This is a genomic window from Maricaulis sp. (assembly GCF_017642925.1).
Taxonomy (GTDB): domain Bacteria; phylum Pseudomonadota; class Alphaproteobacteria; order Caulobacterales; family Maricaulaceae; genus Maricaulis.
In genome coordinates this window covers 193,101-209,486 of the sequence record NZ_JAEPOL010000004.1, presented here as the reverse complement: position 1 = coordinate 209,486, position 16,386 = coordinate 193,101, and the positions used below count along the sequence as shown (strand labels likewise).

Genomic DNA, 16,386 nt, shown 5'->3' with positions numbered 1-16,386 from the left:
GTCAATTCCTTGTCTTGCGGGACGGTTCGAGCACCGCCGTCCGTGCGGTCAGGGCTGTGGTGTAGTCGGGCAGCGGCGTCCCGGCCGCGCTGCGGTCAGCCGAACCGCGGTCGAAATAGTCGCGCCAGCCGCTGATCAGATCGCCGTCAAATTCGAGAATGCCCATATAGGGAACGACCGCGTGATGACCGTCTGCCGTGTCGAACTCGTCGACGCCTTCAACGAACAGGGCGTCTTCGGTCTCGGCGACCTTGAAGATGCGCCAACGCGGATTGCGGACCTTCGCCTTGTAGGCCTCCAGGAATTCCCGGGCGCCGGCCTTGCCATGCTTGGGTGGCTGGGAGATCGCGGAGTAGTGCCAGACCAGGTCATCGCTGACGTGAGCCAGAACGGCGTCGATATCCTGATCATGACACCAGACATCAATGATGGACTGGAGAATATCGGTTTTCCGGCTCATGCGCGGGCCTTCCTTTCGGCGCCCGGTGCCTGCCAGGCCAGGGTGAGGGTTGTTTGTGAAATGCCGGGTTCTGCAGCAACCGCGTGGCGAAGCGTGTTGAGGACGGCACCGGCGACGCCGAGCATTTCCGGCGTGGTCCGCTCGGTCCAGCCGTCCGGCGGTTCCAGACCGAAGCTCAGCGCAACACTGGGCGTGCCCTCGACCCGGATCGACCACAGGCCCGGCTCGGCCTCGGCCGGGTCGGGCGGTTCCATCGTCCAGGACACGCCGAGTTCGACGCGCACGGCGCCGTCCGCTTCGGCTTGCCACAGCCAGTCGATGCGCGCCGCGCGTCCCGGTTCGATCCGTCCCGCTGCGATCTCGAGGGCTTCCCGCGCCGGCCGCAGGCTGTGCGCCTTGATGACGCGTTCGGTGGTCCAGCCCAGTCGCTGCGCGACGCAGGCCGTCACTTCCTCGAACAGGGCATTCATCATGCCGGCCGGCGCCCAGTCCGGTGAATTGGGGTCGACAGTGTCGACCTCGGCGCCGAACCCGATCACGTCGAAGACGTATTCCGGGCTCTTGACGGCACGGCAGTCGACAATCTCGTGGATGGAGACGCGTTTGACATCGCTGCACACACCGGTCGCCAGAACGGCGAGCTTTTCAGCGGCAAAACCGGGATTGAGACCGGCGCCCATGAAGGTGGCATTGCCCTCACGGCCGGCGGCCTCGAACGCGTCCCGGCGGGCCTTGGGCCAGTAGTCGGGATTGGTACCGCCATTGATGCTCACGACATTCTTGCCGGAACGCAGCAGGCGCTGGATGTCCTCGTCATGCCGCTCGAAAGGCGGGTCCAGCCGGGCCGCGTGAATGACGACATCCGCGTCCAGTTTCAGGATGTCCTCGATGTCGCGGGTGGCCACCACGCCCACCGGGTCCCGGCGCGCGATATCGCCGGCATCGCGGCCGGCCTTGCGGTCGCCATAGACATAAAGTCCGACGAGTTCGGTTTCCGGACTGTCGATGACAGCCTGGAGGCAGGTCCGCCCCATGGCGCCGGTGGCCCACTGGATCACACGCAGGGTCATTTGCCCGGCTCCGAATTGTGCCGCGCCATGGTCTTGTAGAGGTCGGCAAAGGCCGGCTCCGCACCGGGGAAACCCCGCGCCGTTTTCAGGCCGGACTGGGTCTCGGCAAAGGCGTCGAACGCGTCGAGCGTCTGTGGCATCGGCCCGCCTTCGGTTTCGACGATCCGGACCTTGCGCAGCCAGCCGGCCCCGCCGAGCCAGATTTCGCCCGTGCGGGTCAGCTGCGGCGAGACCAGCCAGGCCGCTGCGGGTGCGATGTGCTCGGGCAGGAGCCGCGGGTCGATATCGTCCGGCCGGCTGACATCCGCCGTCATCTGCGTGGCCGCATAGGGACAGAGTACATTCACGTGAATGCCCGGCTTGCGCCATTCGTCGGCCAGGGTCAGCGCGAAGGCATTCATGGCGCCCTTGGAGGCTGCATAGGCAGCACGGCCGCGCACGCCATAGAGCCCGGCCGAGGACGAGATCATCAGCACGCGGGCCGCCGACGAGGCCTTGAGGGCCGGTTGGCATGCCGCCAGGATATCGGCCGTGGCAAAGAGGTTGGTCTCCATGACCGCGCGGATTGTCGCCGGTCCCTCGGGTGAGAACTTGGCAGCCGGTCCGGTGATGCCGGCATTGCAGACGATGATGTCCAGCTGTCCGAACGCATCGAGCGCGGCCTTGGCGAGGCGTTCGCCGGCCTGGGGATCGGTGATGTCGGAGTGTTCGGCAACGGCCTCGCCGCCGGCATCGCGGATGTCCGCCGCGACGGCTGCGGCTTCGTCGGCGCGGCCGGGCTTGAGGCGGTTGTTGACGACGATGCGGGCGCCCTGGCGGGCAAGCTCGCGAGCGAAAGCCGCCCCCAGCCCCTTGCCGGCGCCGGTGACGATTGCGACCCGGCCTTCGAGCGGCCGTCGAGAGGGATTTGAAACTTGCATAAGCAAACTATAAAACGATGGTTTTATAGTGCAAGCCAGTTTCGGCCCGGCGTCCGGTTTATCGTCAGGCGCTGCCGGTGGCGTCCGGGGCGTGGCCCGGACTTTCCGCGATCTCGAAGGTCACCTCTTCCGGGGCGACGGGCTGGCGGCAATGCGAGCAGACGACGACCGGGGTCAGCTCATGGCCGCAGGGCTTGTGTGTCAGCAGCAGCGGCGGGCCCTCCGGAGAGACGTAGTAGGTGTCGCCCCATTGCAGCAGCATCAGCAGGATCGGGTAATAGTCGATCGCCTTTTCCGTGAGCCGGTATTCATAGCGATTGGGCCGCGTGGAATAGGGATGCATCTCCAGCATCCCGATCTGGCAGAGCCAGTTCAGGCGTTCGGACAGGATATTGGTGGCGATCGCGGTATCTTCGCAGATCTCGTCGAACTTGCGCAGGCCGGTGAAGATCGAGCGCAGGACGAGACCCGCCCAGCGGTCGCCGGTGATCTGCGCGACGTGATCCAGCAGGATGGAGTCGGCCTCGCGGTTCGTCGCCGTGTCGCGATGGCGGCGCCGGCGCGAATAGGTCGGCGTCATCCAGCCCAGTCCGGGCCCTTCGCTCCAGGCCATCTCGCGCGCATGGATCTCGCCGCCGCAATCGCCGCATGCGGGCACAGGCTCGAACTCGTGGCCGCAGCTATCATGGCGCAGGGTGATCGAGATCTTGCCCTCGCTGGGCCCCCAACGGCGCTCCCATCGCAGCATCATCAATGCCGTCCAGTAGAGACCGCGGCCCTTCTCGGTGAGCCGGTATTCGAACCGTTTGGGTGAGGTGCTGTAGGGGGTCTTTTCAAGCACGCCGGCCGCCATGAGACGCTTCAGGCGGTCGGACAGGAGCGGTTTGAGCAGGCCGGTCCGGTTGCGCAGCTCCTCGAACCGGCGCGCACCGAGCCAGTTTGCTTCCAGAATCAGCAGGATCGAGGTGTCGCCGACGACTTCGAGGGCACGCCAGATCGAGCAGGTACGAATGAATTTGCGGTCGGACATGTCGTGAGGCGCGATGGGTTCCTGTTGATCTGATGCGGAGCCCGAATCCGCGCTCCGCTTGCGCAGTGATACCTGTTAAGCGCCATGGCCCGTCATCGCAAGGCTGGCGGCCGGTCTGCGACAATCAGACCGGCCGGACAGACCTCAGACGTCGACCTCCCGCCGGGCATAGCCGGCCGACAGGAAGAAGAGGCCGGTGGCAATCGCAAAGCCGATTGGCGACACGATTGCGATGGCGTAACGCACCCCGTCATCGAACGGGAAGAAAGTGTCGCCCACCAGTGCCGTGGCAGTCGGTCCGGCACCCAGGCCGATCAGGTTCACCACGAAGAGGTAGATGGCTGACAGGGTCGCCCGCATCCGGTTGGGTGTAAGCTGCTGAAGTGCGCTCGCGGCGGCGCCGATGGGAACGGCTGCTGCCGAGAAGAAGACCACGAAGGCGACGGCCGACAGCGCAGGAGATCCGGCCAGCGGGAAGATCACCGCGAACACGGTCCCTGCAAGACCCGCAAAGCCGCAGAAGGCCAGGCGGCCTGCAGCGGTGCCGCCGCCGAAACGGTCTGTTGCCCAGCCGCCGCCCACCAGACCGATCAGCCCGCCGATGATCAGGGCGCCGCCGGCGAGATGGCCGGCGGAAGCGAGGTCCATGCCGTGCACCCGGATCAGGAAGACCGGGAACCAGGAAACCGCGGCAAACACGGCGAAATTGACCATGCCGACCGCGAAACAAAGCCCCAGCACGGCGCCTGCGCGTTTGCGGATGAAGGCCATGACCTCACCCATCGGCACCGCTTCGCGCACAGTCCCGGCGGCGACGCCGTGACGGGGCGGTTCGGGCAGGATCAGGAACAGGCCGGCGATCAGCAGGCCGGGCATCCCGACGATGATGAAGGTGGCCTGCCAGGCGCTGAGCTGGCCGAACAGCGGCAGGGAAATCGAGCCTGCATTGGCGACCATCTCGATCACGACGGCACCGATCAGGAAGGCCAGGCCCGCGCCGACGGCCGACCCCAGACCGTAGACGCCCATGGCGAGGCCGAGGCGTTTCTGCGGAAAGGAATCCGAGATGATCGAATAGGCGGCGGGCGACAGGGTCGCTTCGCCGACGCCCACGCCCATGCGTGCCAGGAAGAGCTGCCAGTAGTGTACGGCCAGTCCGCAGGAGGCAGTCATGATGCTCCACAGGGCAACGCCGGCAGCAACGATCGGCAGGCGCGTTGAGCGGTCTATCAGCCGGCCCAGCGGCAGGCCCATCACCGTGTAGAAGATCGCGAACGCGAAACCTTGCAGCAGGCTCACTTGCGTGTCGGTCAGACCCAGGTCGGCTTTGAGGGGTTCGACCAGAAGACCGATGATCATCCGGTCAATGAAGGAAAAGATGTAGGCGATGAAGAGAACGGCAACCATCGCCCAGGCCACGGCCGGCGCGGGGTAACCGTCCTCGCTGGCGGCGGCCCCGCCCGGGCCGCCGGCCGTTGCGTCACTCACCGGGCTTCTGCGTCGAAGTCGGTGTGAATGCCCATGGCTTCGAGAAGCTCGGCGCGGTCATAATATTCCCGCCATTCCTGGATCGAGCCGTCATCATTGATCTCGATGACGCCGACCACCGGCACGGCACCCGCATGACCGTTATAGACGAACTCGTCGACCCGCTCGATGAAGACGACATCGCCGACCTGGCCGATATTCCGGACATTCAGCGTGATCTCCTCGATGCCGGCGCCGATATGGCCGATCCGGGCTGCCAGGGCTTCATGGCCCACGATCGGGTCGACCATCATCGAATGCAGCGAACCGTCCTCGGCAAACATCGAGACGACGCGATCCCAGTCCTGCGTGTTCCAGGCATCGACCATGTCCAGAACGACCTGGACTTTCGGATTGTCAGAGGTCTGCTGCGTACCGGTTTCGGCAAGCGCGGCCCCGGCAGGCATGGCTACGCTCAGCGCGAGAGCGACGACAAGATTACGCATGAATTCCTCCCATAGGTTTTATTGTGCAAGTCATAAGAGCGGGAGAAATCTGGCGCGTCAAGCAGAACCGGATTCGCCGGCCAGCAGGGGTTCGACCCAGGTCGGCACGGGCTCGCCTGCGCGCGCCGCAGCAATCGCGGCGCTGTCGACATAGTCCCGCCAGCGCCAGATGCGGCCGTCGCGGAATTCGAAAACGCCGGCATAGGGGGTGCGGATGCGCACGCCCTCGGCGTTCACATAATCATCGACGCCCTCGACCATCAGCAGGTCGCCGGTTTCGCTGTGCCGGGAGATCGACCAGGCGATCTCCGTCTGACCGGCGCCAAATTTTTCGAGAAAGCGGCGGATGGCGTCGCGGCCCTCCAGCGGGCGGGAGCCGACATGATAGTGGTAGACAACATCCTCGCAGACAGCGTCCAGCACGGTTTCGAGATCGCCGCGCTTCCACGCTGCGATGATGCGATGAACGGTGTCGATATGCGCCATGCCGCCGCCTTTCACTGGATTGCGGGCGCAGCCTAGTCATTTCAGGTAACGTAATGCAAGTCATATCGAGAGGCGGGATTCCGGGTTGGTCCGTTCATCGATTGACAGTCCCGCGAAGAGCGCTCTAACGTGACATGAATTGCATAATAATACCTGGATGACGTCATGCCCGCAGACTACCGCGCCGTGGAATTCCCGCCGGTTGACCTTGAAATAGACCGCCGTCCCGACGGGGTGATGGTGATGACACCGCGCGAGCCGCTTGATGTCAGGGACGCCTCCGTCCCGGCGGGGCTGGCGCGACAGGCACGTCTGCAGTCGGACAAGGTGCATCTGGCGGCCCGTCCCGCGCGGGGCGAGCCCTGGGTGACGGCGAGTTTTGCCGAGGTGAAGGCGCGCGCCGATGCGCTGACCCGTTTCCTGCTCGACAAGGGCGTGGACCCGGCGCGGCCGCTGGTGATTGTTTCGGGCAATTCGATCGATCACGCCGTTGTACGCTATGGCGCGATGGGGGCGGGGCTGCCGGTGTGTCCGGTCAGTGCGAATTACGCCCTGCTGGGCGCGGCCGGTGGGTTCGAGCGCCTGCGCCACGTGATGGACATGGTCAATCCGGGCTTCGTTTTCGCGGAAACGGCGGCTTATGCCCCCGCAGTCGACGCGACCGCGCCAGCCGATGCGGTGGTGTTGAGCCGTGCCCCCGAAGCTTTCAGCGCGCCGGCGGTTGATCTTGCGGATGTGCTGTCCACGCCCGCCGGCGACGACATCGAAGACCGGATCGCCGCGCTCGACCCCGATGCGCCGGCCGCCTACATGCTGACGTCCGGATCGACCGGCAAGCCCAAGGCCGTGATCCACACCCAGCGCATGATCACCTCCAATCTCTATCAGGGATGGCAGGTGCTCGGCCGCGCTGCCGGCTGGGACGATGTGCTGCTGGAATGGCTCCCCTGGAGCCATGTCTCCGGCGCGTTTTCCTCCATGGCCGCGGCGATCTTCGGCGGCACCTTCTACATCGACAATGGCAAGCCCTTGCCCGGCCTGTTCGACGAGACGATCGAGAATCTTCGCGAAGTTCCACTGACCTACTTCACCAATGTGCCCGCTGGCTATGCGATGCTCACCGAGGCGCTGGAGAAGGATGAGGCGCTGCGCAAGACCTTCTTCGAGAAGCTGCGTCTGATGCTCTATGGCGGGGCGGGCTTGCCGCAGCCCGTCTATGATCGCCTGCAGGCGATCGCCGAGGCGGAGACCGGAAACCGCGTTTTCATGACGACCGGATATGGCGCCACCGAGACCACATCGGGCTGTATGTCGATCTATTTCCACTCGGAAAAAGTCGGGATCGGCCTGCCGATGCCGGGCCTTGAGGTGAAGCTTGTCCCGCTGGACGAGACGCGTTTCGAGCTCCGGATGAAGGGGCCGATGGTCACGCCGGGCTATCTCGGGCGGCCGGACCTGGAAAGCCAGATCCGCGACGAGGACGGCTTCTACAGGATCGGCGATACCGCGCGCTTCCACGATCCGTCCGACCCGGCCCAGGGGCTCGCCTTTGCCGGCCGGCTGGCCGAGGAGTTCAAGCTCGACACCGGCACGTTTGTCAGCGGTGGTGAGCTGCGGGCCGAACTGGTCCGCATCGGCGCGCCACTGATCGCCGATCTCGTACTGTGCGGTGAAAACCGCTCCTACCTGTCCGCGCTTATATGGCCCAACGCAGCCGCGCTGGCAGCCGAGGCGGGACTGCCGGAGATGCCGCCCGCCGAACTGGTACGCGATCCGCGCGCGCTGGCGGCCATTGAGGCGCGCATCGCCGCGCACAATGCCGCGTGCTCCGGTTCGAGCGAACGCATCCGCCGCTTTGCCCTGCTGTCAGATCCGCCGAATGCCGAACGGCATGAGGTGTCCGACAAGGGCACGATCAACCAGGAGGCGGCCCGGCGGCATCGCGCCGCCGACGTGGAGCGTCTTTATGCCGACACGCCCGATGCGGGCGTTGTCGAAGTCGCACGCTGACGACCAGCCTGCCCAACGGAGCAAGACATGCCTGAATTTGTGTTTGTGATCGGCGTCAATTTCGCCGTCCTGATCGGAACGATGCTGGCCCTCTGGCTGATCAGCGTCGCCATTGGCGATGTCAGCTTCATCGACTCCTTCTGGGCCGCGGGCTTCGTGCTGGTCGCCTTTGTCACCCATTTCCTGACGCCCGACGGCGACGCCCAGCGCAAGCTTCTGCTGCTGGCGATCACCACGGTGTGGGGGCTGCGGCTGGCGGGTTATCTCCTCTGGCGCTGGCGCAAGGAAGGGCCGGACAAGCGCTATGTCGCCCTGCTCGGCAAGGCCAAGGGCAATCCCCACATCACCAGCCTGACCAAGGTCTTCCTGCTGCAGGGTGTGCTCCTCTGGGTGGTCTCCCTGCCGGTGCAGCTGGGCCAGGTGCCGGCGCAGCCGGCCGGCGTCAGCTGGCTGGCCTGGGCCGGCGCCGCGCTGGCGATCATCGGTATCTTCTTCGAAAGTGTCGGCGACTGGCAGATGGCCCGGTTCAAGGGCAATCCGGACAATGCCGGCAAGGTCATGGACCAGGGTCTGTGGCGCTATACGCGGCATCCCAACTATTTCGGCGATGCCTGTGTCTGGTGGGGACTGTTCCTGATTGCGGCAGAGACCACGCTGGGCCTGTTCGCGATCGCCGGTCCGCTCCTGCTCACCTTCCTGCTCGTCCAGTGGAGTGGTGCCGCCCTCCTGGAGCGCCGTCTCAAGCGGTCGCGCCCCGAATACGAGGCCTATATCCGCCGCACCAGTTCCTTCATTCCGATGCCGCCGCGCCGCGATAGCGGCGAAACGGCCTGATCACAGGAGTCCCCGATGTCTGTTGTGAAACTCGGCACGGTCCCGCACCGCGATCCCGATCCGAACCACCCCTACACGTCCGGTGCGTGGACGCCGGTGTTTGACGAGTATGATGCCGACGATCTTGAAGTGATCGGTGAGATCCCGAAGGATATCGACGGGATCTACGTGCGGAACAGCGAGAACCCGGCCTTCGGCTCGATCGGTCTTTATCACCCGTTCGACGGCGACGGCATGATCCACACCATGTCCTTCCGCGACGGCAAGGCGAGTTACAAGAACCGCTTTGTGCGCACCAAGGGCCTGATGGCCGAGATCGAGGCGGGCAAGCCGCTCTGGGCGGGCATTGCCGAAGACCCGCGCCTGTCGACCCGGCCGGGCTGGGGCGCGCATGGCGGCATCAAGGATTCATCCTCGACCGATGTCGTGGTGCATGCCGGGCAGATCCTGTCGACCTTCTACCAATGCGGTGAAGGCTATCGGCTCGACCCCTATACGATGGAACAGTTCGGGACTGAGGGCTGGGTGCCGCTCGATGGCATTTCGGCGCATCCCAAGCTGGACGAGAACACGGGCGAGCTGCTCTTCTTCAACTACTCCACCCACGCGCCCTACATGCACTACGGCGTCGTCGGGCCGGACAACAAGCTGAAGCACTATATCCCGATCCCCGTGCCGGGCCCGCGCCTGCCGCACGACATGGCCTTCACCAAGAACTATTCGATCATCGCGGATCTGCCGCTGTTCTGGGATGCCGACATCCTGGCCAAGGGGCGCCATGCGGCCCGCTTCCACCGAGACATACCGACCCGCTTCGCGATCGTGCCGCGCTACGGCCAGCCGGAAGACATCCGCTGGTTCGAGGCCGCGCCGACCTATGTTCTGCACTGGATGAATGCCTGGGAAGAGGGCGACGAGATCGTGCTCGACGGTTATTTCCAGGAAGACCCGGCACCCAAACCGCTCGATGCGCCCGGCGGCGATCCGCGTCTCGGCCAGCTGATGGCCTATCTGGACGAGAACTCCTTCAAGCCGAAGCTTCACCGCTGGCGTTTCAATCTGAAGACCGGCGCCGTCAGCGAAAGCCATCTCGACGACCGGCTGCTCGAATTCGGCAGTTTCAACCAGACGTATGGTGGCGAGAAATCCCGCTACCTCTATTCCACCTTCACCAAGCCGGGCTGGTTCCTGTTCGAAGGCCTCGTGAAGCACGACTTCGAGACCGGCAAGAGCGAGACCCTGAATTTCGGTGAAGGCCGCTTCGGCAGCGAGGCGCCGTTTGCGCCGCGCGTCGGCGCCAGGTCGGAGGATGACGGCTATATCGTCTCCTTCATCACGGACATGGTCGAAAACCGCTCGGAATGCGTCCTGATCGACGCGCAGAATATCACAGACGGCCCGGTGTGCCGGATCATCCTGCCCCACCGGATTTCCAGCGGTACGCACGCAACCTGGGCCGACGGCCCGACGGTGCGTGCGGCCCAGTCAGCAGCCTGAACGGAGATTGGACATGAGCTATCCGCCGAACACGCTTGAGACCCTGATCGCCAAACAGGACATCCAGGACGTCCTCGCGCGCTATGCCCGGGGTGTGGACCGGGCCGACGCCGACCTGCTCCTGTCCTGCTATCACGCCGACGCGATCGAGGAGCATGGCAGCACCTACAAGGGCCCCGCGCACGAATACGTGCTGGGCGCGGTCGAGCGTCTTGCCAAGCTGAGCCACCCGATGGCGCACTATGTCAGCAATGTGCACATCGAGTTCGCGGACGATGGCGAGACGGCCTGGGTGGAGAGTTATGTGCTGACCTTCGCCCGTTTCGACGACAAGTCGGGCCAGGCGCACGATACGCTGACGGGTGGCCGGCTGGCCGACCGCTTCGAGCGGCGCAAGGGGATCTGGCGGATCGCCCACCGCAAGATGGCCTTCGACTGGAACCGCGACGCCCCGGCCAACGAGACCTGGTGTCTGGGCCTGTTCAATCCCGACGACCCCAAAATGGTGATGGGCAAGCGCGGCAAGGAAGACCTGTCCTACAGCCGGTTCTAGGAGGCAAGCGCGGAGCCTGAAGGCCCCGCGCCACTTTCGTCCTTACCCCCCGAACACGACCGGCGAGAGCCAGAGGGCGGCCATGGCCAGGACGGCGATGGCGACGATGTTCAGAAGGAAGCCGGCCCGGGCCATGTGCGGGATCGAAACCAGGCCCGAGCTGAACACGATGGCATTCGGCGGTGTCGCGACCGGCAGCATGAAGGCGCAGCTGGCCGCCAGCGTGACCGGAATGACGAAGACCAGCGGATCCTGACCGGTCTCCACGGCGATCGCGGCGATAACCGGCAGGAAGGTCGCAGTGGTCGCGAGATTGCTGGTCAGTTCGGTCAGGAAGATGACCAGGGCCGTCGCGACGATCACCAGCAGGGCGAGGTTGAGGGCGCCGAGCGGGGCCAGTTGTTCACCCAGCCAGAGCGCAAGGCCCGAACTGGCGACCGCAGAGGCCAGCGCAAGGCCGCCGCCGAACAGGATCAGCACGCCCCAGGGCAGCTTGCTCATATCCTCCCAGACCATGAGGGCCTTCCCGTCCTTGCCGGAGGGAATGAGGAAGGCTGCAACTGCGGCGATCATGGCGATGCCGGTATCCGAGATCGAGCCGATCACCGGCACGCCGGACAGGAAGCCGCGACCGACCCAGCCGATCACCAGAAAGGCGAACAGCATGGCCGTGCGGGCCTCGGCCGTGCTCATCGGGCCGAGTGCCGTGCGCATCTGGCCGATATGTTTCATGGCGTCTGCCGAGGCGGTGAAGCTGACGGGGAAGATGATGCGGGTCAGCGTCAGCCAGGCAATCGGGAGCAGTACGGCGCTCACCGGGACACCGACCAGCATCCAGCGGGCGAAGTCGACTTCGACGCCATAGCTGTCGGACATGAAGCCGACCATGAACGCGTTCGGCGGCGTGCCGACGAGCGTGGCGACACCGCCCAGCGTGGCCCCGTAGGCGAGACCCAGCAGCAGCGCGATCGAGAAATTGCTCCGCTGGCGAACGTCGAGATCGGGCATGGTCTCGCCGATTACGGTCACCACGGAAACCGCGATGGGCAGCAGCATCAGCGTCGTCGAGGTATTTGAGATCCACATGCTGACGATTGCCGCGGCGAGCATGAAGCCGCCGACGAGGGCGCGCGCATTCGTGCCCACCATGCGGAAGACGCCGAGTGCGATACGGCGGTGTAAACCGCACCGCTCGATGGCCAGCGCGACGACGAAGCCGCCAAAGAAGAGATAGATGATCGGATGGGCATAGGGTGACGAGATCTCGCCGATCGTCGAGACACCCAGGATGGGAAAGAGGACCAGCGGGAGAAAGGCCGTGATCGCAACCGGAATCGCTTCCGTTGCCCACCAGATCGCCATCCAGGCGCCGATTGCGGCGACGAACACGCCTTCGTTCGACAGGCCTTCAGGGCGCAGGAAGAGCCCGATCAGGATTGCAGCCAGAGGGCCGGCGGCCAGTCCGATGCGCTGATAGAGGGCGGGCGCGTCGTCATGCGTCGCGTCAGTCATGTCAGTCTCCGTTCGTGGCAAGCCGGCAGGCCGTCGTATTGTAGATGTCTTCGGGAACCAGGTGGCGGACGGCGGCGGGCGCCATCCGGGTATTGTCGTGGGCTACACCGGGCACCGTCGCGACGGCCCATCCGTGCTCCAGCCCGGCATCGGCAGCCAATCGGTCCACCAGGGCGGCAGTATTCAGGCCGCGCTCGAACCGGTGTGCGCCCTGCGCCCGGGCTTCGGCAGTCTGGCGCAGATTGGACGCATTCGGGTCATTGTCGGCTTCGCCCAGGAGGAGGGTGACCGGCAGGGCGGCAATATCGCCAGGAGCGAGCGGGGCTCGCGGCGCGCCGGCAAACCCGTACGGCCATTCGACCGAGGTATCGGGCCAGGTGTACCAGCCGGCATTGGCGACGACCGCGGCCTCGACATGCGTGTCCGGCGTCAGCATCAGGAAACGGTGGACGAATTGCGCGCCCGCAGAATGTCCGAATATCGAATACCCGCTGCGCGTCGAGCCGAGTCCGGCACGCATGGTGGTGAACAGGGGCTCGATGGCGTCGAAGGCTGAAACCGCGTCCGTACCCGGCAACGGTTCGCCCAGATTATACCCGGAAGACCTTGGAAAGCCGTCCTGGTCGAAACCGGGGGCGATGATGGCCAACCCGCAGGCGTCGGCCAATTCGATCCAGGCGTCGCGATAATCGTCGGGGTTTCGGTTCACGCCATGCATCACGAAAATGATGGGGGCGTCGGCGGGTAGGTTTTCGGGCCGGTATGTCTCGACGGCGAGGTCGGGCCCGCCCCATCCGGAATAGACCAGCGAGGCGCGACCAGTGGGGATGGCAAAGCTCGTGTCCGTGCCTTGTGCGGCGGCGATTCCTGTCATCGCGGACAGGGCGACGAGCGTGGCAATGTGGGAGAAGCGCATGAGAGACGGTCCGGATTCGGGCCGGGAGGGCAGGCTGGATGTACGGCGTGCTAGATCGCCCGGTTGCTGAGCATGCGGGCGAACTGGTCACACTTCGAGCGTGCCCTTGAATTCATGCTGCCCTCCCCGCATTTTGTGTTTCGATGACAGTGACGGCGAAGTTCCGACGGTGTCAATAAAAAACGTACACGTCGTTCAAATTGCCTTCTTACGGGCTTGTCAGCGATGCCGGGCTGGGCTTGTATGGGGAGGAGCAAGGCGGGTGCGCGACTCTTCGGAATGTCGCAAATGCCCGCGGGGTCGGTCAATTCCGGTCCCGAACTCAAAGGAAAGAGGCACGATCTATGAGCGTACTCCGTCCCGACTTCCCCGACCATTCTTCACCGTTTTCGCGCGAACAGGAGCGTCAGCGCAAGGAGGCGGCCATCCTGTCGGCGGCCGCGCGGCGCTTCGACGCCGAAGGTGTCCATGCGACGCGGCTTGAGGACATCGCCGGGGATCTGGGACTGACGAAGACCGGGATCAGCTATTATTTTGCGTCCAAGGAAGACTTGGCCGGCGAAGTCTACCGTGCAGCAGCGAGGGCCCTGGCCGAAGCGGTCGAGATCGCCCGGACGGCGGATAGCCCGGCTGCCCAGTTGCGCAAACTCTTCGAGGTTTTCGCCGATCACATGCGGGCCGTATCGGAAGGCCGGCGGCATAATCTTGCGGCGATCAATGATCTTGATGCGCTGGGGGATGAGCTCCACGCCAGCATCGCGGCGGAGCTGTCGCGCTGCGTCTCGGACGTGAATGAGATGATTGCCAGCTGGGTCCGGGAAAGCGGCGCGCCGCTCGGACGGCCCGAGCCGGCGACCTTCCTCGTTTTCGAACTGCTCGACTGGATGGGGTCCTGGCCGCGGCGCAAGCGCGACTGGAATATCGACACGGCGGCCGACACGCTGCTCGAGATCCTCGCCGGCGGTCTCAAGGCGGGCGGCGACTGGCAGCCGGCCGCCCTTCAGCCCGGGTCGCCCGATGTCGGCGTGCCGCAGGTCTTTGACCGTGAAGCGCGTAATCGCATGAAGCGGGAAGCCTTCCTCAAGGCCGGCACCCGCTTCTTCAACAAGAAGGGCTTCGGCGGTGTCGCCCTGTCGGAAGTGGCTGCCTCGCTCGGCGTGACCCGGGGCGCGTTCTACTACCACATCCCCGACAAGGAGCAGTTGCTGGAGCAATGTCTCGAGCGGTCCTTCGCCACGGTCGAGCAGGCACTGGACCGGGCCGAGGGCGGTGGCCGTTCCGGGCTCGGCGTGATCGAGCATGCCATTCGCGACCTGATCTACCAGCAGGCCAGTGGCGTCACGCCGCTGTTGCGGCCGTCGTTGGCTGCAGCCCTGCCGGAGGCGCGGCAGCGCCGGCATGCGGCCAGGCTGCGCAACATCGCCCGCCGCTTTGGTGATGCGCTCGAGCATGCCGTCGATGCGGGTGAGGCGCGGCCTGTGGATATCCAGGCGGCCGAGCGCATTCTTACGCATGCCGTGTTCCTGAATGGCGGCTACACGATTGCGGCGGCCAACAGCTTCACCGACTGGCGGATATCCGAAGACCCGCTCACCGCGACCATCGACTATGTCTACATCCTGATGCGTGGTCTGGGAGCCGGGCAGTGAGCCGTCTGCGGCAGGCAGTCCGTGCTGCGGTCATCCTATTCGCGGGACTGGTCCCCGGCGTCGCGGACGCACAGTCTGAGAGTATCGAGGACGTCTTCTCGGATGCACGGCTGAATGCCTATGTGCTGGAGATCGAGGCCGCTCTGGCGCGCGCCCAGGCGGCCGAAGGCGTGATCCCGCAATCGGCGGCCGATGCGATCACGGCCGCGGCGCGTCCGGAAGCGGTTCCGGCTGAGGCGCTGGCGGAAGAATATGCGATCGTCCGCCACCGCATGGTGGCCTTCCTCAACGTGTTTTCGCGCTCCCTCGACGCCGATGCGGCCAACTATCTCCACTATGGCGCGACCACGGTCGACATCTACGATACCGCGGCGATCCTGCAGGTGCGCCGGTCGATCCTGCTGCTGATCGAGGATCTGCGGGCGATTGAGCTGGAATTGATCGATCTTGCCGAGACGCACCGTGACACGCCGATGATCGGCCGCACGCTGGGGCAGCACGCCCTGCCGATCACTTTTGGCAAGAAAGTGTCCGGCTGGATCGGCGAGAATCGCCGCCATATCGAGCGCCTGACAGACCTGCTCGACCGGGTCGAACGATCGGCCATCATGAAGGGCGCGGTCGGCAGCTATGTCGGTCTGGGCGACCGGGCCCAGGCGGTCGAGCGCCGGTTCGGGGAAGAACTGGGCCTGTCTCAACCCTATGCCGATGATTGGCACGCCTCGCGCGATGTGTTTGCCGAGTATGCGGTCAGCCTGGGTCTGCTCGCGCGCTTTTATGGCCGGGTCGGGCAGGAGATCTTCCTGTTGCAGATGACGGATATCGCGGAGGTTATCGAACAGCGCAGCAGCACGGCTGTCGGGTCGAGCACCATGCCGCACAAGAATAATCCATCCCTGTCCGAGGCGCTGATCCACTATTCCCGGACCATTCCCGCGCTGTCGGACATTGTTGCCGACGACATGATCAATTTCTTCGAGCGCGACAACACTTCGCGGCCCAATGACGCCATCGGCGAACTGTCGATCGAGGCCGAGGACATGCTGTCTGCAGCAAACCGGCTTGTGGGGCGGCTTCATGTCGACGCCGAAGCGATGCGCCGCAATCTGGACCGGTCGGGCGGCTGGATATTGTCACAGCGTTTCGTGTTCGCACTGGCACCGCATATCGGCCGGACCGAGGCGGAGGAGCTGATCCGCGATCTGGCCGCCGAGGCGCATGAAAGCGGTGCCGGTCTTCGCGAGGCAGCGATGGAAAATGCGGTCATTCGCGAAGCCCTGAGCGAAGCGGAGATCGAGGCCCTGCTGGATCCGGAAACCTATCTCGGCCTGGCGGGCCAGCAGGTCGATGCCGTGATCGCTGCGGCGCGGGCGGCGCGCGAGACGGACCCGTCCGTCGACTGACAGAGTCCCCCGCATTCGATATGAGACACGCGACGCTCCGGATCGGGTACCTTGCGCCTGCATCGGCTCTGGT

The 16,386-nt window shown here is 65.0% G+C and carries 15 protein-coding genes; 6 read left to right on the top strand and 9 right to left on the bottom strand.

Annotated elements, in window-relative coordinates:
- Position 1: 1 nt before the first annotated feature.
- The 7 genes from JJ918_RS05085 to JJ918_RS05055 form a co-directional block, all read right to left on the bottom strand.
- Positions 2-460 carry a limonene-1,2-epoxide hydrolase family protein gene (locus JJ918_RS05085; RefSeq protein WP_291884145.1) on the bottom strand — a complete coding sequence of 153 codons (459 nt, stop codon included), beginning with the start codon at positions 458-460 and terminating at the stop codon, positions 2-4.
- The gene (locus JJ918_RS05080; protein ID WP_291884142.1) at positions 457-1,530 is read right to left on the bottom strand and encodes a hypothetical protein; all 1,074 of its coding nucleotides are present in this window, start codon (positions 1,528-1,530) and stop codon (positions 457-459) included. The genes JJ918_RS05085 and JJ918_RS05080 overlap by 4 nt, the downstream gene beginning before the upstream one ends.
- Positions 1,527-2,450 carry an SDR family NAD(P)-dependent oxidoreductase gene (locus tag JJ918_RS05075; RefSeq protein ID WP_291884139.1) on the bottom strand — a complete coding sequence of 308 codons (924 nt, stop codon included), beginning with the start codon at positions 2,448-2,450 and terminating at the stop codon, positions 1,527-1,529. Before JJ918_RS05075 ends, JJ918_RS05080 begins: the two co-directional genes overlap by 4 nt.
- A gap of 64 nt (positions 2,451-2,514) precedes the next feature.
- The gene (locus JJ918_RS05070; RefSeq protein WP_291884137.1) at positions 2,515-3,480 is read right to left on the bottom strand and encodes a helix-turn-helix domain-containing protein; all 966 of its coding nucleotides are present in this window, start codon (positions 3,478-3,480) and stop codon (positions 2,515-2,517) included.
- Between the two features lie 144 nt (positions 3,481-3,624).
- Positions 3,625-4,968, bottom strand: coding sequence for an MFS transporter (locus JJ918_RS05065; protein ID WP_291884136.1), 1,344 nt, complete (start codon positions 4,966-4,968; stop codon positions 3,625-3,627).
- Positions 4,965-5,453: a nuclear transport factor 2 family protein gene (locus JJ918_RS05060; protein WP_291884133.1), complete on the bottom strand. Its 489-nt coding sequence runs from the start codon at positions 5,451-5,453 to the stop codon at positions 4,965-4,967. The genes JJ918_RS05065 and JJ918_RS05060 overlap by 4 nt, the downstream gene beginning before the upstream one ends.
- A gap of 57 nt (positions 5,454-5,510) precedes the next feature.
- Positions 5,511-5,939 carry a nuclear transport factor 2 family protein gene (locus tag JJ918_RS05055; RefSeq protein WP_291884130.1) on the bottom strand — a complete coding sequence of 143 codons (429 nt, stop codon included), beginning with the start codon at positions 5,937-5,939 and terminating at the stop codon, positions 5,511-5,513.
- 165 nt (positions 5,940-6,104) lie between these two features.
- On the opposite strand from JJ918_RS05055, the gene JJ918_RS05050 reads away from it, so the two are divergent.
- Genes JJ918_RS05050 through JJ918_RS05035 form a run of 4 tightly spaced genes read left to right on the top strand, consistent with a single transcriptional unit; the run spans position 6,105 to position 10,833 of the window.
- Complete coding sequence (locus JJ918_RS05050; RefSeq protein ID WP_291884128.1) at positions 6,105-7,949, top strand: AMP-binding protein; 1,845 nt, start codon at positions 6,105-6,107, stop codon at positions 7,947-7,949.
- Positions 7,950-7,976: 27 nt separating this feature from the next.
- A complete protein-coding gene (locus JJ918_RS05045; RefSeq protein ID WP_291884126.1) occupies positions 7,977-8,783 on the top strand; it encodes a DUF1295 domain-containing protein in 807 nt (268 codons plus the stop codon).
- A 15-nt stretch (positions 8,784-8,798) separates the two neighbouring features.
- Positions 8,799-10,280 (top strand): carotenoid oxygenase family protein, encoded by a 1,482-nt coding sequence (locus JJ918_RS05040; protein ID WP_291884124.1) that lies wholly within the window; start codon positions 8,799-8,801, stop codon positions 10,278-10,280.
- A gap of 13 nt (positions 10,281-10,293) precedes the next feature.
- On the top strand, positions 10,294-10,833 hold the full coding sequence (locus JJ918_RS05035; protein ID WP_291884121.1) for a nuclear transport factor 2 family protein: 540 nt from the start codon (positions 10,294-10,296) through the stop codon (positions 10,831-10,833).
- 42 nt (positions 10,834-10,875) lie between these two features.
- On the opposite strand, the gene JJ918_RS05030 is transcribed toward JJ918_RS05035, so the two are convergent.
- Positions 10,876-12,345, bottom strand: coding sequence for a DASS family sodium-coupled anion symporter (locus tag JJ918_RS05030; protein WP_291884119.1), 1,470 nt, complete (start codon positions 12,343-12,345; stop codon positions 10,876-10,878).
- 1 nt (position 12,346) lies between these two features.
- Positions 12,347-13,261 carry a hypothetical protein gene (locus JJ918_RS05025; protein WP_291884117.1) on the bottom strand — a complete coding sequence of 305 codons (915 nt, stop codon included), beginning with the start codon at positions 13,259-13,261 and terminating at the stop codon, positions 12,347-12,349.
- Positions 13,262-13,605: 344 nt separating this feature from the next.
- Here JJ918_RS05025 and JJ918_RS05020 point away from each other — a divergent pair, with 344 nt between their 5' ends.
- Entirely contained in the window at positions 13,606-14,910 is a 1,305-nt protein-coding gene (locus JJ918_RS05020; RefSeq protein ID WP_291884114.1) for a TetR/AcrR family transcriptional regulator, read from the top strand.
- Complete coding sequence (locus JJ918_RS05015; protein WP_291884111.1) at positions 14,907-16,313, top strand: lyase family protein; 1,407 nt, start codon at positions 14,907-14,909, stop codon at positions 16,311-16,313. Before JJ918_RS05020 ends, JJ918_RS05015 begins: the two co-directional genes overlap by 4 nt.
- Positions 16,314-16,386 lie beyond the last annotated feature (73 nt).